Source organism: Pseudomonas sp. FH4, assembly GCF_000510915.2.
In the GTDB taxonomy this organism is placed as follows: domain Bacteria; phylum Pseudomonadota; class Gammaproteobacteria; order Pseudomonadales; family Pseudomonadaceae; genus Aquipseudomonas; species Aquipseudomonas brenneri.
Map to the genome: position 1 here is coordinate 74,005 of NZ_AOHN01000013.1, position 17,998 is coordinate 92,002.

General features: G+C 59.0%; 17 protein-coding genes and 1 pseudogene. 6 read left to right on the forward strand and 12 right to left on the reverse strand.

What is annotated here, in order from left to right:
• Positions 1–104: 104 nt before the first annotated feature.
• The 3 genes from H097_RS08950 to H097_RS28400 all read left to right on the forward strand — a co-directional run bounded on the left by H097_RS08950 (position 105) and on the right by H097_RS28400 (position 2,584).
• A complete protein-coding gene (locus H097_RS08950) occupies positions 105–293 on the forward strand; it encodes a type II toxin-antitoxin system HicA family toxin (protein ID WP_032859128.1) in 189 nt (62 codons plus the stop codon).
• 23 nt (positions 294–316) lie between these two features.
• A complete protein-coding gene (locus H097_RS08955; protein ID WP_032859130.1) occupies positions 317–721 on the forward strand; it encodes a type II toxin-antitoxin system HicB family antitoxin in 405 nt (134 codons plus the stop codon).
• Positions 722–1,093: 372 nt separating this feature from the next.
• On the forward strand, positions 1,094–2,584 hold the full coding sequence (locus H097_RS28400; protein WP_050593333.1) for a M10 family metallopeptidase C-terminal domain-containing protein: 1,491 nt from the start codon (positions 1,094–1,096) through the stop codon (positions 2,582–2,584).
• A 42-nt stretch (positions 2,585–2,626) separates the two neighbouring features.
• Here the strand turns inward: H097_RS28400 and H097_RS08965 are convergent, their stop codons facing one another.
• The 4 genes from H097_RS08965 to H097_RS08980 all read right to left on the reverse strand — a co-directional run bounded on the left by H097_RS08965 (position 2,627) and on the right by H097_RS08980 (position 6,912).
• Complete coding sequence (locus H097_RS08965; RefSeq protein ID WP_032859132.1) at positions 2,627–3,823, reverse strand: MFS transporter; 1,197 nt, start codon at positions 3,821–3,823, stop codon at positions 2,627–2,629.
• A gap of 259 nt (positions 3,824–4,082) precedes the next feature.
• Positions 4,083–5,087 carry a sulfate ABC transporter substrate-binding protein gene (locus H097_RS08970; RefSeq protein ID WP_032859134.1) on the reverse strand — a complete coding sequence of 335 codons (1,005 nt, stop codon included), beginning with the start codon at positions 5,085–5,087 and terminating at the stop codon, positions 4,083–4,085.
• A 93-nt stretch (positions 5,088–5,180) separates the two neighbouring features.
• Positions 5,181–6,005 carry an ion transporter gene (locus H097_RS08975; RefSeq protein WP_032859137.1) on the reverse strand — a complete coding sequence of 275 codons (825 nt, stop codon included), beginning with the start codon at positions 6,003–6,005 and terminating at the stop codon, positions 5,181–5,183.
• 31 nt (positions 6,006–6,036) lie between these two features.
• Positions 6,037–6,912 (reverse strand): urea transporter, encoded by an 876-nt coding sequence (locus H097_RS08980; RefSeq protein WP_032859140.1) that lies wholly within the window; start codon positions 6,910–6,912, stop codon positions 6,037–6,039.
• A gap of 30 nt (positions 6,913–6,942) precedes the next feature.
• Here H097_RS08980 and H097_RS28660 point away from each other — a divergent pair.
• Positions 6,943–7,032 (forward strand): annotated as a pseudogene (locus tag H097_RS28660) (outer membrane lipoprotein carrier protein LolA); the annotation flags it as partial.
• On the opposite strand, the gene pyk reads toward H097_RS28660, so the two are convergent.
• The 5 genes from pyk to gcl all read right to left on the reverse strand — a co-directional run bounded on the left by pyk (position 7,025) and on the right by gcl (position 13,529).
• Positions 7,025–8,440 (reverse strand): pyruvate kinase, encoded by a 1,416-nt coding sequence (gene pyk, locus H097_RS08985; protein WP_032859143.1) that lies wholly within the window; start codon positions 8,438–8,440, stop codon positions 7,025–7,027. The pseudogene H097_RS28660 and the gene pyk sit on opposite strands and share 8 nt — an antisense overlap.
• Positions 8,430–9,710: a glycerate kinase gene (locus H097_RS08990; RefSeq protein WP_032859144.1), complete on the reverse strand. Its 1,281-nt coding sequence runs from the start codon at positions 9,708–9,710 to the stop codon at positions 8,430–8,432. Before H097_RS08990 ends, pyk begins: the two co-directional genes overlap by 11 nt.
• 168 nt (positions 9,711–9,878) lie before the next feature.
• Positions 9,879–10,769 (reverse strand): 2-hydroxy-3-oxopropionate reductase, encoded by an 891-nt coding sequence (locus H097_RS08995; RefSeq protein WP_032859145.1) that lies wholly within the window; start codon positions 10,767–10,769, stop codon positions 9,879–9,881.
• Positions 10,770–10,920: 151 nt separating this feature from the next.
• A complete protein-coding gene (hyi, locus tag H097_RS09000) occupies positions 10,921–11,703 on the reverse strand; it encodes a hydroxypyruvate isomerase (protein ID WP_032859147.1) in 783 nt (260 codons plus the stop codon).
• 50 nt (positions 11,704–11,753) lie between these two features.
• The gene (gcl, locus tag H097_RS09005; RefSeq protein ID WP_032859149.1) at positions 11,754–13,529 is read right to left on the reverse strand and encodes a glyoxylate carboligase; all 1,776 of its coding nucleotides are present in this window, start codon (positions 13,527–13,529) and stop codon (positions 11,754–11,756) included.
• A 267-nt stretch (positions 13,530–13,796) separates the two neighbouring features.
• Between gcl and H097_RS09010 the strand changes: the two genes are divergently transcribed.
• Positions 13,797–14,237, forward strand: coding sequence for a heme-binding protein (locus tag H097_RS09010; protein ID WP_032859150.1), 441 nt, complete (start codon positions 13,797–13,799; stop codon positions 14,235–14,237).
• A gap of 94 nt (positions 14,238–14,331) precedes the next feature.
• Here H097_RS09010 and H097_RS09015 read toward each other — a convergent pair whose 3' ends face one another.
• Complete coding sequence (locus tag H097_RS09015; protein ID WP_032859151.1) at positions 14,332–14,790, reverse strand: transposase; 459 nt, start codon at positions 14,788–14,790, stop codon at positions 14,332–14,334.
• Positions 14,791–14,997: 207 nt separating this feature from the next.
• On the reverse strand, positions 14,998–15,603 hold the full coding sequence (locus H097_RS09020; RefSeq protein ID WP_032859153.1) for a TetR/AcrR family transcriptional regulator: 606 nt from the start codon (positions 15,601–15,603) through the stop codon (positions 14,998–15,000).
• A gap of 134 nt (positions 15,604–15,737) precedes the next feature.
• Between H097_RS09020 and H097_RS09025 the strand changes: the two genes are divergently transcribed.
• Positions 15,738–16,658, forward strand: a complete 921-nt coding sequence (locus H097_RS09025) for a DUF808 domain-containing protein (RefSeq protein WP_032859155.1) — start codon at positions 15,738–15,740, stop codon at positions 16,656–16,658.
• Positions 16,659–16,823: 165 nt separating this feature from the next.
• Here H097_RS09025 and H097_RS28150 read toward each other — a convergent pair whose 3' ends face one another.
• The gene (locus H097_RS28150) at positions 16,824–17,924 is read right to left on the reverse strand and encodes a hypothetical protein (RefSeq protein WP_156356782.1); all 1,101 of its coding nucleotides are present in this window, start codon (positions 17,922–17,924) and stop codon (positions 16,824–16,826) included.
• Between the last annotated feature and the right edge of the window lie 74 nt (positions 17,925–17,998).

A 17,998-nucleotide genomic window follows, 5' to 3' on the forward strand; every position in this document is an offset into this window, starting at 1 on the left:
TTCAATATCCGGCAAAACAACCGCCAGTCTGTTCCGGTAAATCTGTGCTTGAGTAAAGATAACTCTAGGGTTACTTTTATTCGGGCCAGAGCAAGGAGGCTGTGGTGCAAAGCAGGTTATTGATCAAGGAACTGCAAGAGGCGGGCTGGGTGCTGGATCGGGTTACGGGCAGCCATCATATTTTCACCCACCGTTATAACCCGTACACGATACCGGTGCCTCATCCCAAGAAGGACCTACCCTTAGGCACCGTGCGAAGTATCAGGCGGCGCGCCGGGCTGTTTTCGTTCTAGAACGGTTTTTCAGGAGAATATTCATGCAATACCCAATCTGTATCGAATGGGGCGATGACTTTACCGCCTCCGGTATCCAGATCCCCGATATTCCAGGTGCGGTGACCGCCGGGGACAGTTTTGAAGAGGCTTACAACGCCGCAGTGGAAGTGGCCCACATCATGCTGCAAGAGATGGCCAGCGAAGGCCGTGCGATTCCCATGCCGACCTCGGTCGCGGCGCATCATGGCAACACGGAATATGCCGGGATGGGCTGGGGCATGCTGGAGCTGGATATTTCGCCTTACCTGGGCAAGACCGAGAAGGTCAATGTGACCTTGCCAGGGTATGTGATCCAGCGCATTGACCGTTATGTACGCGAGCACAAAGTCAAAAGCCGTTCGTCATTCCTGGCGGATGCCGCGTTGGAGAAATTGGTGCGTTCTTAGTGGGTGGCCCCTCCATAGGTGAGGGAAAGTGCCTGACGTTGAGGTTGAAAATGTAGAGAGGATATTTCTTAAGATAGCGACGGTTTGGATTATACAAGCGTGTTCTTTTTTACGTTTTCTTAGTGGTGTCAGCGACTTGAACGCGCATTTTCGAGGCCGGGTGACACCGGGTAAATGTAAAAAACCATGTGTTTTGTCAGCAAACTAAACCGCAGCTCAACGCGTTTCAATAAGACTCAAAGCCCAGGTGGCGAGGTGGTTTTCTGCATGAAAGATTAGAGACGGATGACGCCGGCTGAGGCAGCTTTCTGCGATGAAAGGCGACGCCATTGGACGCTGTTATCCCTGTCATTAATCGATTTGGAGATCGCCATGAGTCAAATAAACAACGGTGTTACTCATCCTGGTTGCTGCCCGGAAGAAATGTATGGACCGTCCAAGGAGCAATTTTCCGCTCGCGGGAAACGCACCATCAGTACTGATCAGGCCGCCCAGCATCTTACGCGAGAGGGGACGCGCTTTCATGATCGGGATAGGGACGGCAAGACGCAGGTGTCTTTCAACTTGAGTAGTTTCACCGAGCAGCAAAAAACCTGTGCCCGCCGGGCGATGCAGGCTTGGCAAGACGTGGCCGACATCAGTTTTCATGAGAATGCCCGCAAGGCTGACGGTTCTATTCAGGTATCCGGCGCCCATAACTCGGACAGGGGGGTGGCATGGCGATCTGGCGAGCAAAACTCCAAGACAACCGCGCAGATCGGCACAAAAGGTGTGTCACATGACCCAAAGCCTGGGAGTCATTTTCACACCACCATGATTCATGAGATCGGTCATTGTCTTGGGCTCGCCCACCCCGGCCATTACAACGGCGGAGGTACGTACGAGAAGAATGCACAGTTTGCGCAGGACACGAAGGCTGGCACAGTCATGAGTTATTGGTCTGAACGCGAGAACGCTGGCCACAACTTCAACAACAAGGGGCCCTCGGCGCCCATGATGTACGACATCGCGGCCGCCCAACGTCTTTATGGTGCAAACCGCGCTACCCGTAACACGGACACGACCTATGGCTTCAATTCCAACACCGGGCGTGAGTCGCTGAGTGTCAAGAGCGCTGCTGATTCAGCAATATTTTGTGTGTGGGACGGTGGCGGGAACGATACGTTGGATTTTTCCGGGTATTCACAGAACCAGAACATTAATCTTAATGAACAATCATTCTCGGACGTCGGGGGAATGAAAGGTAATGTTTCCATCGCCAAGGGCGTAACACTGGAAAATACCATCGGCGGTTCAGGTACTGACGTGATTACGGGAAATGATGCGGACAATCGTCTCAAGGGTGGCGGGGGCTTAGACAGGTTGAGAGGGGGAGGCGGCGCTGACACATTTGTCTACGACAAAGCCAGCGAGTCCACATCGAAGAACTCAGACCTGATCGAAGATTTTACCAGCGGTGTCGACAAGATCGATGTTTCCGGCGCCTTGAGAGAAGCCGGTATCAAAGGTCTCAACTTTTCCAGTCAATTCAATGGCCGGCCCGGTAACGCAGTGCTGAGCCATGACCCGAACACAGGGCGTGGCAGTTTGGCTATCGATATGAACGGCAATGGCAAGTCTGACTTGCTGGTTACCACAGTGGGCAAAATTCAATCCGCCGATATCGTGACGGGAGGGCAGGTGCCAGCACCGGCACCAACACCGGCACCAACACCGGCACCAACACCAACACCAACACCAACACCAACACCAGAACCCACTGCTTCTCTACTTGCTACGCTGGGAAGTGTTCTGCACGGAACCCTCATGATGTTGCAGGGGCTTGTCCGTCTGTTGGAGAAAAGCCCGTCAGAGCAGCGATAAACGATAGGCAGGATCCTGAGCGTGTTGATGAGATATCGAACGTCAGGCGCTCACTGTCGAAGCGGCTCTGGACACACTCAGGAATCGTAACAGTGCCACCAGCGGGAACAGGCTGCCGACCACAATCACCCCAAGCCAGCCGCCATGTTCATACACACTGCTGGCAATCGCCGAACCGAAGGCCCCGCCGATGAAGATGCTGGTCATGTAGAGCGCGTTCAGGCGACTGCGGCTGTGGGCGTCCAGGGCGTAGATGGTGCGCTGGCCGAGGACCATGTTCATCTGCACGCAAAAATCCAGGACCACGCCGGTGACCATCAAGCCGATGACGCTGTAGGCCGGGTGTACCAGCGCTGGCAGAAAACTCAGGGCCGCCAGCAACATCGCCAGCAATGAGGCGCGATGGGTGTGGCCAGCGTCTGCCAGGCGTCCGCTGATCGGTGCGGCGATGGCGCCCAAGGCCCCAACCAGGGCAAACAGGGCAATCTCGCTTTGGCTCAGGCCATGGTTGCGTGAGAGCTCCAGCGGCACGGCGGTCCAGAACAGGCTGAAGGCGGCGAACATGCAGCCTTGATAGAACGCCCGTTGGCGCAGCGATGGCTGCTCGCGCAGCAAAGTGCCCAACGAGCGTAGCAACTGGCCATAGCTGGCGCTGTGGTCTGGCTGGCGCTTGGGGACAGTCAACAACAGCACCACGCTGATCACGGCCATCATCGCCGCTGCGGTCATGAACATCGCCCGCCAGCCGAAGTGGTCTGCTACCAGGCTGGAAACCGGACGCGCCAGCAGAATGCCCAGCAACAGGCCGCCCATGATACTGCCCACCACCCGGCCCCGTGATTCGGCGGGCGCCAGGTGTGCAGCCAGGGGGATCAGGATTTGCACCGATACCGAACTGAAGCCGATCAACAACGACACCAGCAGGAACAGGTTCGGCTGTTCGGTAAAGGCCGCGCCCAACAGGCTGGCGATGGCAACCACGGTGGTGATGATCATCAACCGGCGGTTTTCCAGCAGGTCGCCCAAGGGCACGAGGAAGAACAGGCCCAGGGCATAGCCGATCTGGGTCAGGGACACGATCAGGCTGGCCATGGCCGGGGTCAGGCCGATGTCCGGGGCAATCAGCTCGATGATCGGTTGGGCGTAGTAGATGTTGGCGACAATAGCCCCGCAGCAGAACGCGAATAGCAGCACCATGCCACGGGTCAGGGTGGCGGTCGCGGGTGGGGTAGCGGTCATGGTGTTCTCGTTAAAGCGGGGAAGGAGGGCGTGAAGGGTAAAGGGTAGGCGAAGGAAGGGAGTAAGTGTTACTGATGATTTCAGTCATGCCTGGCATTGATGCCTTACGCGCAAGCCAATGTGGGAGCGGCGGTGCGACGATTCGACTTGCTCGCGAAGGGGGTGTATCAGTCAAAAACTATTTGTCTGACCCACCGCATTCGCGAGCAAGTCGAATCGTCGCACCGCCGCTCCCACACAAGCCGGCTCTCACGGTCAGTTATTGGCCGCTGTAGATCTGGTCAAACACCCCGCCATCATTGAAGTGGGTCTTCTGCACGGTGCGCCAGTCACCAAAGGTCTTCTCCACCGACAGGAAGTCGACTTTCGGGAAGCGGTCGGTGTACTTGGCCAGTACCGCCGGGTCACGCGGACGCAGGTAATTGTTGGCGGCGATTTCCTGGCCTTCTGGCGACCACAGGTATTTGAGGTAGTCATCGGCCACTGTACGGGTGCCTTTTTTGTCGACCACTTTGTCGACGACCGACACCGGCGGCTCGGCTTCGGCAGAGACGCTTGGGTAGATCACTTCGAACTGATCACGACCGAATTCACGGGCAATCATTTCTGCTTCGTTTTCAAAGGTCACCAGCACGTCGCCGATCTGGTTGGTCATGAAGGTCGTGGTGGCGGCACGGCCACCGGTATCGAGCACCGGTGCTTGTTTGAACAGCTTGCCGACAAACTCCTTGGCCTTGTTTTCATCGCCGCCGTTCTTCAGCACATAACCCCAGGCCGACAGGTAGGTGTAGCGCCCGTTCCCGGAGGTCTTGGGGTTGGGCACGATCACTTGTACGCCATCCTTGAGCAGGTCCGGCCAGTCTTTCAGAGCCTTGGGGTTGCCCTTGCGCACGATGAACACGGTGGCGGAGGTGAACGGCGCGCTGTTGTTCGGCAGGCGCGTGACCCAGTTATCGGGCACCAGTTTGCCGTTGTCCGCCAGGGCGTTGATGTCGGTGGCCATGTTCATGGTGATCACGTCAGCCGGCAGGCCATCGATCACCGAGCGTGCCTGTTTGCTGGAACCACCGAAGGACATCTGCAAGGTCAGCTTGTCGTCTGGGTGCTCGGCTTGCCAGTGCTTCTGGAACGCGGCGTTGTAATCCTTGTAGAAGTCGCGCATCACGTCGTAGGAGACGTTGAGCAGGGTGGTCGATGCGGCCTGGGCGCCGATAGACAGGGCGAGGCCGGCGGCCAGGAGAGAAGCGCTAACGAGTTTTTTCACTGCTCATTCCTTGTTGTTCGAGAAGGTAGTGGCTTATAGCCCACGACTATAGCCGGGGCGGCATAGACGCTTAAAGATTAAAAAGAACTTTGCTTATTCTGCTTTGCGATAAAGCCCGTTGCCACACCGTGAGCAAAAGGCTGCGTTGGGTTCATGGCTGCTTTTCTTGCACACCGGGCAATCGTGTTGCAGTTGCTCTCCGCGCATGGCGTTGGCCAGCTCGGCGGTAAAAATCCCGGTGGGTACGGCGATGATCGAGTAACCGGTGATCATCACCAGCGACGAAATCACCTGGCCCAGCGGGGTCTTGGGCACGATATCGCCAAAGCCCACGGTGGTCAGGGTCACGATAGCCCAGTAGATGCCCTTGGGGATGCTGGTAAAGCCGTGTTCCGGGCCTTCAATCACATACATCAAGGTACCGAACACGGTGACCAGGGTGCACACGCTGACCAGGAACACCACGATCTTCTGCTTGCTGCCGCGCAGCGCCGACATCAGGTAGTTGGCCTGCTTGAGATACGGACCCAGCTTGAGCACGCGGAAGATTCGCAACATGCGGATGATGCGGATGATCAGCAGGTACTGGGCATCGCTGTAGTACAGCGCAAGGATGCCGGGGACGATGGCCAGCAAGTCCACCAGCCCGTAGAAACTGAAGGCATAGCGCAACGGTTTGGGCGAGCAATACAGGCGCAGGCCGTATTCGATGGCGAAGATGATGGTGAAGCCCCACTCGATATAGGCCAGCACATCGGCGTAGTTCTGGTGGATCTGGTCGATGCTGTCGAGCATCACGATCACCAGGCTTGCGAGGATGGTCAGCAACAGGATGCCGTCGAAGCGCCGCCCGGCCGCGGTGTCGCTCTGGAATACCATGACGTAGAGGCGCTGGCGCCAGTCGTTGTTGCTGTCCATGAAGTTCGCCTGAATCGAAGGTCTGCGAAGCCTAGGGGGATTCGAACGGGCTGTCCATGTTGGGCCTTTGCAGCAGGCGCCGCGTCGCGCGTACCAGCCAGCAGGCGAGGATAAACGGCGCAGTCAGCGGCGCCAGGTGCAGGCCGGCGAAGCCTGGGGTCAGGATGATTGCCAGCAGGATGCCGAACAATGGCAGCCAGGGCTGGCGCCGGAACTGGCTGAGGGCCAAGGCGGCGAGTGCCGGGTTATAGCTGTGCAGGCCGAACAGGGCGCCAGCGCGGTCATCGAGCAACAGGCCCATCGCCACGCCGCTGCTGGCGCCGATCAAGGCCCACAGCATCGCGCGTCGGTCAGCCAGCCATAAACCGAAGGCAATCAACAGGCCGGCCAACGGTTGATCGAGCAGGACGATCTGCCCCAGGCCAACCAGCGGTGCGCCGAGCCACGCCAGGGTATCCGGCGGGCTGATCGTCAACGCCGCAGGTGAGACCGTGCCGAGCAACAGCCAGCTCAAACCGACAAAGGGCGCGGTGTAGGCGGGCAAGTCATCGCTATGGGCCACGCGCTTGATCCATTGGCGCGTCAGGATCGCACTCAGGCCGCCGCACGCCAGGATCAGCGGCGGCAACAGTGCCGACCAGGCAAAGTGCTGGCTGATCAGCAACCCCAGCAGCACACCGTTGTAGCTATAGAGCCCGGCCTGGCGCTCGGCCTTGGGATAGTCACGACGCTGGGCCGTGAGCAAACCGGCGACCCCGCCCAGCAGCGCACCGCCGAGCAGGGCCGGGGCACAGGTCAGGATCGCCAGCAGGCAGAGCAGGCCACACAGCGGGTGGCGCTGCAGGAAGATCTGGCTGAAACCGTTGAGCAGGGCTTCGGCCCAGTCGGGGCAGGTTGGGTTGGACATGGTGGTGGTCGCTCCCCTGTAGGAGCGAGCTTGCTCGCGAAGGTCGTTAACGATGACGCGTACTTTTTGAATGGACGCGTCGCTCTCAGGTTTTTCGCGAGCACGCTCGCTCCTACAGTAGCGTCTCGATACGCAGCGAGTTGGTCGACCCCGGCTGCCCAAAGGGCACCCCCGCCGTGATCAACAACGTATCCCCACGCTGGGCCATGCCTTGGGCCTGGGCGATTTCCAGCGCGGTGGAACATACCTCGTCCACCTGCCGCAACCGATCATTGACCACCGAGTGCACGCCCCAGGCCACGCTCAGGCGCCTGGCGGTGGACAGGTTTGGCGTGAGGTTGAGGATCGGCACCGCCGGCCGCTCCCGCGCTGCCCGCAGGGTGGATGTGCCGGACTCGCTGTAGTTCACCAGCACCGCCACCGGCAGGATGCTGCTGATCCGGCGGATCGCACAGCTGATCGCGTCGGACACCGTGGCATCGGCCTTGGGTCGGCTTACATCCAGTTGGGTCTGGTAATCCGGGCCGTTCTCTACCTGGCGGATGATCTTGCTCATCATCTGCACGGCTTCCAGCGGGTATTCGCCAGAGGCGGTTTCGGCCGAGAGCATCACCGCATCGGCGCCTTCGGCCACGGCGTTGGCCACGTCCGTGACTTCGGCGCGGGTCGGGGCCGGTGAGAAGCGCATGGATTCGAGCATCTGTGTGGCGACCACCACCGGTTTACCCAACTGGCGGCAGATGGTGATGATGTCTTTCTGGATTTGCGGCACGCTTTCGGCCGGGACTTCCACGCCCAGGTCCCCTCTGGCGACCATGATTGCATCGCTCAGCTCGGCGATTTCCTGCAAACGCTGCACGGCCGAGGGTTTCTCGATCTTGGCCATCAGGTAGGCTTTGTCGCCAATCAGTTCGCGGGCTTCGCGGATGTCTTCCGGGCGCTGCACAAACGACAGGGCGACCCAGTCCACCCCAAGCTCCAGGCCAAAGCTCAGGTCACGCCGATCCTTGGCGGTCAATGGGCTCAACTCCAGCAAGGCTTGTGGCACGTTCACGCCTTTACGGTCCGACAATTCGCCACCGTTGAGCACGGTAGTGTCGATGGCGTCGCTGTATTTGGCGGTCACCCGCAGGCGCAGCTTGCCGTCGTCCAGCAACAGGTCCATGCCCGGTTCAAGGGCGGCGATGATTTCCGGGTGCGGCAGGTTGACCCGGCGCTGGTCGCCCGGGGTGTCGTCCAGGTCCAGGCGCAGGGCCTGGCCGCGCACCAGTTGCACCTTGCCTTCGGCAAACCGGCCGACGCGCAGCTTGGGCCCTTGCAAGTCCATCAGGATGCCGAGGGGGTAGTTCAATTGCCGCTCGACCTGGCGGATCCACTGGTAGCGCTGGGCATGGTCGGCGTGGTCGCCATGGCTGAAGTTGAGGCGGAAGATGTTCACCCCGGCTTCCACCAGTTCGCGGATGTCATCGATACCGTCGGTGGCCGGTCCCAGGGTGGCGAGGATTTTAACCTTCTTGTCAGGCGTCATGTTCAGGACTCTCAAGGATCAGAATGGCGCGCAAGTCGTTGACGTTGGTCCGGGTCGGCTCGGTGACGATCAACGCGTCGAGTGCCGCGAAATAGCCGTAGCCATTGTTGTTGTCCAACTCATCGCTGGCCGACAGGCCCAGGGCTTCGGCACGGGCATAGCTGGTGGGGGTCATGATCGCCCCGGCGTTGTCTTCGGAACCGTCGATGCCGTCAGTGTCCCCGGCCAGCGCGTAGACACCGGGCAGGCCCTTGAGGCTGTCGGTCAGGCTCAGCAGGAACTCGGCGTTGCGTCCGCCACGGCCATTGCCGCGTACGGTCACGGTGGTTTCGCCGCCGGACAGGATCACGCAGGGCGCTGCCAGTGGCTGGCCGTGCTGGATGATCTGCCGGGTGATGCCGGCGTGGACCTTGGCCACGTCCCGCGCTTCGCCTTCCAGGTCGCCGAGGATCAGCGGGCTGAAACCGGCCTGGCGCACTTTTACCGCCACGGCTTCCAAAGATTGTTGTGGCCGCGCGATCAGCTGGAAATGGCTGCGCGCAAGGCACGGATCGCCGGGTTTGACGGTCTCCGACTCAGGGCTCTGCAACCAACTGCGCACCGAGGCAGGGATGTCGATCTGGTAACGCTTGAGGATCGCCAGCGCTTGTTGCGAGGTGCTCGGGTCGCCCACGGTGGGGCCGGAGGCAATCACCGTGGCTTGATCGCCCGGTACATCGGAAATCGCATAGGTGTAGACGGTGGCGGGCCAGGACGCCTTGGCCAATCGCCCGCCCTTGATTGCCGAGAGGTGCTTGCGCACACAATTCATCTCGCCAATGGTCGCGCCGGATTTGAGCAGGGCTTTGTTGATCGCCTGCTTGTCGGCCAGGGTAATTCCCGCTGCCGGCAAGGCCAGCAGGGCCGAGCCACCGCCGGACAAGAGGAAGATCACGCGGTCGTCTTCGTTGAGGTTGCTGATCAGCTCCAGCACGCGTTTGGCCACGGCCTGGCCTGCGGCATCGGGCACCGGGTGCGCGGCTTCGACCACTTCGATTTTCTGGCAGGGGGCGCCGTGGCCGTAGCGGGTGACCACCAGGCCCGAGACTTGGCCTTGCCAGCTGTTTTCCACGACCAGGGCCATGGCGGCGGCGGCTTTGCCCGCGCCGATCACGATCACGCGGCCGCTGCGGTCGGCAGGCAGATAAGGTTCGAGGACTTGCCGGGGGTGGGCTGCGTCGATGGCTGTGGCAAACAGCTCGCGAAGCAGGTGTTGCGGATCGACCGACATAAGCGGGCTCCCGGATTCTTGTTATTGGATTTGAAATGTGGAATGCAATCAAAATGTGGGAGCTGGCTTGCCTGCGATAGCGGTGTGTGGGGCGATTAATCTGTCACTCAAAGACCGCTATCGCAGGCAAGCCAGCTCCCACAAGGTATTGCTTTCCAAAAGGGGAGGTTACTTATCGCGAATCGAGAAATTCGCCATATGCTCCAGGCCCTTGATCAGCGCCGAGTGGTCCCAGTTGCCGCCGCCGATCGCGGTGCAGGTGCTGAACACTTGTTGGGTGCCGGCGGTGTTGGGCAGGTTGATCCCCAGTTCCTTGGCGCCGGCCAGGGCCAGGTTCAAATCCTTCTGGTGCAGGTTGATGCGGAAACCCGGGTCGAAGGTGCCCTTGATCATCCGCTCGCCATGCACTTCGAGGATCTTCGACGAGGCGAAGCCACCCATCAGCGCTTCGCGCACCTTGGCGGGGTCTGCACCGTTTTTCGAGGCGAACAGCAGCGCTTCGGCCACGGCCTGGATGTTCAGGGCGACGATGATCTGGTTCGCCACCTTGGCGGTCTGGCCGTCGCCATTGCCGCCCACCAGGGTGATGTTCTTGCCCATGCTCTGGAACAGTGGCAGGGCGCGTTCGAAGGTCTGTGGCGCGCCGCCGACCATGATGCTCAGGGTCCCGGCCTTGGCGCCGACTTCACCGCCGGATACCGGGGCGTCGAGGTACTGCGCGCCGGTGGCGTTGATCTTCGCGGCAAACGCCTTGGTGGCGGTGGGCGAGATCGAACTCATGTCGATCACCACTTTGTTCGGTGACAGGCCGGCCGCCACGCCATCGGCACGGAACAGTACGTCGTCGACCTGTGGGGTGTCGGGCACCATGACAATGATAAATTCTGCTTCCTGGGCCACTTGCTGCGGGTTGGCCAGGGCCACGGCGCCAGCGGCGACCAGTTCGGCGGGTGCCTTGCCGTGATGCTCGGAGAGGAACAGTTGGTGACCTGCTTTCTGCAGGTTCGCGGCCATGGGTTGGCCCATGATGCCGGTGCCGATAAAGCCGATTTTAGCCATGATCAAAATCCTCTTTTTATTCGTTATGCAGGTTGTGCACTGCCCCCTGTAGGAGCTGGCTTGCCTGCGATGGCTTCACCTGGGTATGCCTGATACACCGAGGTGTCTGCATCGCAGGCAAGCCAGCTCCTACAGGTTTTTATGGTGTTGGTCAGATCGCGTTATGGGTCTTGAGCCAGCCAAGACCGGCTTGGGTCGTGGTCAGCGGCTTGTACTCGCAGCCCACCCAGCCCTGATACCCGATGCGGTCCAGGTGTTCGAACAGGAAGCGATAGTTGATCTCGCCCGTGCCCGGCTCGTTGCGCCCGGGGTTGTCCGCCAACTGGATATGGTTGATCTGATCCAGGTGCGTTGCCATGGTGCGGGCCAGGTCGCCCTCCATGATTTGCATGTGATAGATGTCGTATTGCAGGAACAGGTTGGCGCTGCCCACCTGTTCACGGATCGCCAGGGCCTGCGCCGTGTTGTTCAGGTAGAAACCAGGGATATCGCGAGTGTTGATCGCTTCCATCACCAGCTTGATACCCACCGCTTGCAGCTTGTCGGCGGCGTACTTGAGGTTGGCGACGAAGGTTTTTTCGACGCTAGCGTCATCCAGGCCTTGTGGACGGATGCCGGCCAGGCAGTTGATCTGGGTATTGCCCAGCACCTGGGCATAGGCGATGGCCAGGTTGACGCCGGCACGGAACTCCTCGACCCGATCCGGGTGGCAGGCCAGGCCGCGCTCACCGTTGGCCCAGTCACCGGCCGGCAGGTTGAACAGCACTTGGGTCAGGCCGTGGGCGTCAAGCTGCGCCTTGATTTCGGCGGAGCTGAACTCGTAGGGGAACAGGTATTCCACACCACTGAAACCTGCGTCGGCGGCGGCTTTGAAGCGGGCTAGGAAGTCCTGCTCGGTGAACAGCATGGACAGGTTGGCGGCAAAACGCGGCATGGGAATCTCCTCAAAAGCGTTCCCGCGTCGGACGCGGGAACGTGCAGTCATTAATCGAGCAGTGAAATCGCGGTAGGCGCGTCATTGCCCACCAGTGCCAGGTCTTCGAATTCGTTGACGGCGTTGATCTCGGTGCCCATGGAAATATTGGTCACACGCTCCAGAATAATCTCAACGATCACCGGAACCTTGAATTCCTCGATCATTTCCTGAGCCTTGCGCAACGCCGGCTGGATCTGTGCCGGTTCGAACACGCGCAGGGCCTTGCAACCCAGGCCTTCGGCGACGGCGACGTGGTCAACACCATAGCCGTTGAGTTCCGGGGCGTTGAGGTTGTCGAAAGACAGCTGCACGCAGTAGTCCATTTCAAACCCACGTTGGGCCTGGCGGATCAGCCCCAGGTAGGAGTTGTTCACCACCACGTGGATGTACGGCAGCTTGAACTGCGCGCCCACGGCCAGCTCTTCGATCATGAACTGGAAGTCATAGTCGCCCGACAGTGCCACCACCTTGCGGCTCGGGTCGGCCTTGACCACGCCCAGCGCAGCCGGAATGGTCCAGCCCAGCGGGCCGGCCTGGCCGCAGTTGATCCAGTGGCGCGGCTTGTAGACGTGCAGGAACTGCGCGCCGGCAATCTGTGACAGGCCGATGGTGCTGACGTAGCAAGTGTCTTTGCCGAACACCTGGTTCATCTCTTCATACACGCGTTGCGGCTTGACCGGTACGTTGTCGAAGTGGGTCTTGCGGTGCAGGGTGGCTTTGCGCTGCTGGCAATCATGCAGCCAGGCGCTGCGGTCCTTGAGCTTGCCGGCGGCTTTCCACTCGCGGGCCACTTCGATAAACATTGTCAGTGCGGCGCCGGCGTCGGAGACGATGCCCAGGTCCGGGGTGAACACGCGGCCGATTTGTGTTGGCTCGATGTCAACGTGAATGAACTTGCGGCCCTCGGTGTACACCTCCACCGAACCGGTATGGCGGTTGGCCCAGCGGTTACCGACGCCCAGCACTACGTCCGACTTGAGCATCGTCGCGTTGCCGTAGCGGTGCGAGGTTTGCAGACCGACCATGCCCACCATCAGCGGGTGATCGTCGGGGATGGTGCCCCAGCCCATCAGGGTCGGGATCACCGGGATACCGGTCAGTTCGGCGAACTCCACCAGCAACTCGCTGGCATCGGCATTGATCACGCCGCCACCGCTGACCAGCAGCGGGCGCTCGGCTTGATCGAGCATGGCCAGGGCTTTCTCGACCTGGATGCGGGTAGCCAGTGGCTTGGCCAGTGGCAATGGCTGGTAGGCGTCGATATCGAACTCGATTTCGGCCATCTGCACGTCGAATGGCAAGTCGATCAACACCGGGCCTGGGCGGCCGGAGCGCATTTCATAAAAGGCTTTCTGGAACGCATAGGGCACTTGGCCCGGTTCCAGCACGGTGGTTGCCCACTTGGTCACCGGCTTGACGATGCTGGTGATATCCACGGCCTGGAAATCTTCCTTGTGCATCCGGGCCCGCGGTGCTTGCCCGGTGATGCACAGGATCGGGATCGAATCCGCCGAGGCACTGTACAGGCCGGTGACCATATCGGTGCCCGCGGGGCCCGAAGTACCGATGCACACGCCGATATTACCGGCCTTAGTACGGGTGTAACCCTCGGCCATGTGCGAAGCGCCTTCCACGTGGCGAGCGAGGACGTGATCGATGCCGCCGACCTTTTGCAGGGCCGAATACAACGGGTTGATCGCGGCACCTGGGATGCCGAAGGCGGTGTCCACACCCTCACGGCGCATCACCAGAACGGCGGCTTCGATTGCTCTCATTTTGCTCATGGTTTTGGTGCCTCTTGCGTTTTGTAATTGTATACAAGTCGGTTGGGTCAAAGTGTATTCACGGCGAGCAGCGCAGGTCAATCCATTTTGTTCTAGCGCCTGTGCATTCGTCGGAAGGCATTTTGCAGGGAGTATTTCGACGTATGGTGCGTATGTTTCGAAAAATTGTATACAAAAAATAAATATATTGTGATCTATTTGTCGTATCAGGCTTCTGATCAGTCAGAGCCCCCAGGCTTTCTCAATAACAAAATAAGGACGGCACCCATGAGCGCTTTAACCTTGAAAGTCGCAGTCAACCTGGTCAGCCAGGCCATCACCGCAGGCCGCACCATTGCCGCTGCACCGCTGACCATCGCGGTGCTCGACAGCGGCGGGCACCTGATCACCCTGCAACGAGAAGACGGCGCCAGCCTGCTGCGCCCGCAAATTGCCATCGGCAAGGCCTGGGGCGCGATTGCCCTGGGCAAAGGCTCGCGCTTGCTGGCACTGGATGCACAGCAGCGACCGGCGTTTATTGCCGCCTTGAACAGCCTGGGGCAGGGCGGTGTAGTGCCGGCGCCGGGTGGGGTGTTGATTCGCGATCAGGCGGGGTTGGTGCTGGGGGCGATCGGGATCAGTGGGGATACGTCGGATATTGATGAGCAGTGCGCGATCAGTGCGATCGAGGGGGTGGGGTTGTTGGCGGATGCGGGGGTGAGTGCTTGATTTTGTAGTGACTGGGAGGGCCTCTTCGCGAGCAAGCCCGCTCCCACATGGTGGGAGCGGGCTTGCTCGCGAAAGCGGCGACTCGGTCTTGCATCTATACCCAAACCGCATCCCACAGCGGATAGTCGCCAACCCTCTCCACCAATCCCGCCCTCAATGGATTGGCCACCACATACCTGGCCATCTTCACCAGGTCATCTTCCTTGCGCAGCGCGCGATCATGAAAGCTGGTCTGCCAAAGCCGACCCTTGCGGCCAGTGGCGCCGTTGACTGATCGAGTGCTTTTGGATTTGACCTGGCACATCAAGTCACCCAGCGAGCCTTTTTGCAGTTCGATCAGCCAGTGGAAATGGTCGGGCATCACCACCCAGGCCAGGGAGTGCGCCAGCCCTTGATAGTGGGCGAGCCTGAACTGCCAGACCACCAGGCGTCCCAGGTAGAAGTCGCTGAAGATCGGCACGCGTTCGTGGGTGTTGGTGGTGATCAGGTAGGTGTGGTTGGTTTCGTTGAACCGGCCAATGCGTAGGCGGTGTGAGGTGGCTCGATCAGGCATTCCGTTGCCTCTCTTCAGATGGGGTCTTGAGAGGCTAGATCGGGGAGTCTGAGGCTGATGGGCAGGCTTTTGGCGGGATGTGTCTGGGAGGGCGCATTCGCGAGCAAGCCCGCTCCCACATTGGCTTTGCGGTGTTCATACAAGCTGTGTCTGGTGCAGATCCAAATGTGGGAGCTGGCTTGCCTGCGATAGCCACACCACCGCCCATCAGTCCGGCTCACACCCCTTCAACACCAACCGGATAATCGTCTGCGCCGCCGCTTCATAATCGGCCTCATCCAGCTTGGCCTTGCCCGTGACCGCTGAGATCTGCCAGTCAAAATCGGCATAGGTCTGGGTGGCCGCCCAGATGCTGAACATCAGGTGATTGGGGTCAATGGCGGCGATCAGGCCGCGATCTACCCAGCTCTGGATGCATTGGATGTTGTGCTTGGCCTGGGCGTTAAGCTGTTCCACCTGTTCGGGGCTCAGGTGCGGTGCGCCGTGCATGATTTCGCTGGCGAACACTTTTGAGGCAAACGGCAGGTCGCGGGAGATGCTGATTTTCGAGCGGATGTAGCCGCTCAGCACTTGCCTGGGATCGCCATCCGGATTGAAGGGCGTGGAAGCGGCCAGGATCGGCTCGATGATGCTTTCGAGCACCTCGCGGTAGAGGTTGTCCTTGGACTTGAAGTAGTAATAGACATTGGGTTTGGGCAGCCCGGCCTTGGCGGCGATATCACTGGTTTTGGTCGCGGCGAAGCCCTTGTCGGCAAACTCCTCGCTGGCAGCCCGCAGGATCAGTTCTTTGTTGCGCTCGCGAATGGTGCTCATAGACCAGATGATTCCTTGCCAGGACAGGCGGTTGCGCATGGTAGCACCGGCGATCCGCGAGCCTCAAGAATGTGCCCGTGACGCCTTGTACCACGCTATGCTGAGAAATATCCCACATTAAGGACGTCCGATTCATGGCAGGAAGCAGCTTGTTGGTTTTGATTGATGACATTGCGGCCGTTCTCGACGATGTGGCCTTGATGACTAAAATGGCCGCCAAGAAAACCGCCGGGGTGCTGGGGGACGATCTGGCGCTCAATGCCCAGCAAGTCTCTGGCGTGCGCGCCGAGCGGGAAATCCCGGTGGTATGGGCCGTCGCCAAGGGCTCGTTTGTCAATAAACTGATCCTGGTCCCCGCCGCGTTGCTGATCAGCGCCTTTGCACCGTGGGCGGTCACGCCGTTGTTGATGCTGGGCGGTGCCTATCTGTGCTTTGAAGGCTTTGAAAAGCTCGCGCACAAGTTCCTGCACAGCAAGGCGGACGATCAGGCCGAGCATGCCCAGTTGGTCGAAGCGGTGGCCGATCCCGCAACGGACCTGGTGGCGTTTGAGAAAGACAAGATCAAGGGCGCGATCCGCACCGACTTTATCCTCTCGGCAGAAATCATTGCCATCACCCTGGGCACCGTGGCCGATGCACCGTTGATGCAGCAAGTGATCGTGCTGTCGGGCATTGCTCTGGTCATGACCGTGGGGGTCTATGGTTTGGTGGCCGGCATCGTCAAACTCGATGACCTGGGCCTGTGGATGGCGCAAAAGCCTGGCCAACTGGTGCGCGATATTGGCAACGGGCTTCTGCGGGCCGCGCCGTACATGATGAAAAGCCTCTCGGTGATTGGCACCGCAGCGATGTTCATGGTCGGTGGCGGTATCCTGACCCATGGCGTGCCTGCGGTGCATCACTGGATTGAGAGCGTGAGCCAGAGTATTGGGGGGATCACCTGGTTGATGCCAACCTTGCTCAATGCCATCGCGGGGGTCATTGCCGGGGCGGTGGTTCTGGCGCTGGTCTCGGTGGTGAGCAAGCTCTGGAGGAGTTTGAAAGCCAAGCCATAGAGAGACAGGCGACGCTTTTTGAGCAACGGCACAGTTTGTGCTGGTGCTCGGCGCTGATAAGGGGTGTTTGAGCATGGTTTCTCGGGCAGTTTCTTTTACAGAGCGATAGTCAGCCACCGTTCTGTCGGTGTTATGGCTTGGGTCTGGCTTTATGTCTGGACCTTGTCACAAAACAGATCTGAATGCCTGGTAACCAATATGAAAAAAACTGGAAAACATATCTGCTTTTGTACGATAGCCTCCGTATCTGGTACCGGGTGTAACATCACCTAGAGGGTTTTCTGAGGTGATATTTATATTTTCTCCTCCTTTCAAGCTTTCAACGTAGTTAAAAGCAGTAATGATGTCATAGAGTGCGTCGGCACGTGATTCCGGGTCGCGGTTGTGTACACTCCAGTCGCCAACTAGATTGTTGAAGGTTAAGTCGTTGTCTCTGATATGAGCATTTTTATTGAAGAAAAATTCAATTTTCTCAAAAGTTTTCTTGTTGTCATTTATAAGCTCTTCTGCTGTTCTATTGTCTCCCCGTGGGCGGCCTGTTGGGTAGGTTGGTGCTTTGAGGACTCGCTGTTCACCTTTGTATATCAGGCTTGAATAGCCTTTTTCGATGAATTCAGAAAGCAAGGCATGTTCTGAGTGTTTTTCAGTACGATTTGAGGGTAATAAACCAGAAAGAAAACCGTCGTTGTGTTGACCGAAACGCACAGTGTGTGCATCCGGTGAGTCTATAAAGTTGAACAAACGAGCAGCGTTGTATGCAGCATCGGCTCGGGACTCCGGGTTTGTGTTGTTCTCTGACCAGTCCCCGGTATGTTTATAAATACCGTTGAGGTAGCTATTCGTTAGAGGCCTCTCTATGGCTTCATTTTTATAGATAGTTGGTTCGAGGTTCAGATTTTTTAGGGTGGGGTTGGCATTGATGATGTCTTCTGCCGTTCGGCGATCGCCTTCCGGCCGACCCGTTGCGCCTGTCGGACGCACCGCGCTGTCCGGGCCTCTTAGTGCCGCTGGTAGGTGGACGTTATGGCTGAAGCGCTCGGTATGTAGTGCTTCACTGTTTTGTGTCGATTTGAATGTGTCGGTGTCTATGCTGTTAGTGTGGTCGATGCTTTTTAAAGAGGTTGTGCCGATAGCGGGGGTAAGATTGATATCCATAGTTGGCCTTTTGTTGGTTTTTGTTAGTGGAAATTTGTGCGTGAAGAAAATCAGTATTTTTATATTGTATTGGTCGGCAGGGCTGTGTGGTTCCATGTGTTTCTGATTCATAGTGTTAACTATTGGAGCGTGAGGCCGTGGCTCCCTGGTCTGGTAATAACTATATAGAAAGAAACAAAGTCAAC

Coding starts and splice junctions, on each gene's coding strand:
- H097_RS08955 (WP_032859130.1), top strand. CDS start 317: ATGCAATACCCAATCTGTATCGAATGGGGCGATGACTTTACCGCCTCC.
- H097_RS28400 (WP_050593333.1), top strand. CDS start 1,094: ATGAGTCAAATAAACAACGGTGTTACTCATCCTGGTTGCTGCCCGGAA.
- H097_RS08965 (WP_032859132.1), bottom strand. CDS start 3,823: ATGACCGCTACCCCACCCGCGACCGCCACCCTGACCCGTGGCATGGTG.
- H097_RS08975 (WP_032859137.1), bottom strand. CDS start 6,005: ATGGACAGCAACAACGACTGGCGCCAGCGCCTCTACGTCATGGTATTC.
- H097_RS08980 (WP_032859140.1), bottom strand. CDS start 6,912: ATGTCCAACCCAACCTGCCCCGACTGGGCCGAAGCCCTGCTCAACGGT.
- pyk (WP_032859143.1), bottom strand. CDS start 8,440: ATGACGCCTGACAAGAAGGTTAAAATCCTCGCCACCCTGGGACCGGCC.
- H097_RS08990 (WP_032859144.1), bottom strand. CDS start 9,710: ATGTCGGTCGATCCGCAACACCTGCTTCGCGAGCTGTTTGCCACAGCC.
- H097_RS08995 (WP_032859145.1), bottom strand. CDS start 10,769: ATGGCTAAAATCGGCTTTATCGGCACCGGCATCATGGGCCAACCCATG.
- hyi (WP_032859147.1), bottom strand. CDS start 11,703: ATGCCGCGTTTTGCCGCCAACCTGTCCATGCTGTTCACCGAGCAGGAC.
- gcl (WP_032859149.1), bottom strand. CDS start 13,529: ATGAGCAAAATGAGAGCAATCGAAGCCGCCGTTCTGGTGATGCGCCGT.
- H097_RS09010 (WP_032859150.1), top strand. CDS start 13,797: ATGAGCGCTTTAACCTTGAAAGTCGCAGTCAACCTGGTCAGCCAGGCC.
- H097_RS09015 (WP_032859151.1), bottom strand. CDS start 14,790: ATGCCTGATCGAGCCACCTCACACCGCCTACGCATTGGCCGGTTCAAC.
- H097_RS09020 (WP_032859153.1), bottom strand. CDS start 15,603: ATGAGCACCATTCGCGAGCGCAACAAAGAACTGATCCTGCGGGCTGCC.
- H097_RS09025 (WP_032859155.1), top strand. CDS start 15,738: ATGGCAGGAAGCAGCTTGTTGGTTTTGATTGATGACATTGCGGCCGTT.
- H097_RS28150 (WP_156356782.1), bottom strand. CDS start 17,924: ATGAATCAGAAACACATGGAACCACACAGCCCTGCCGACCAATACAAT.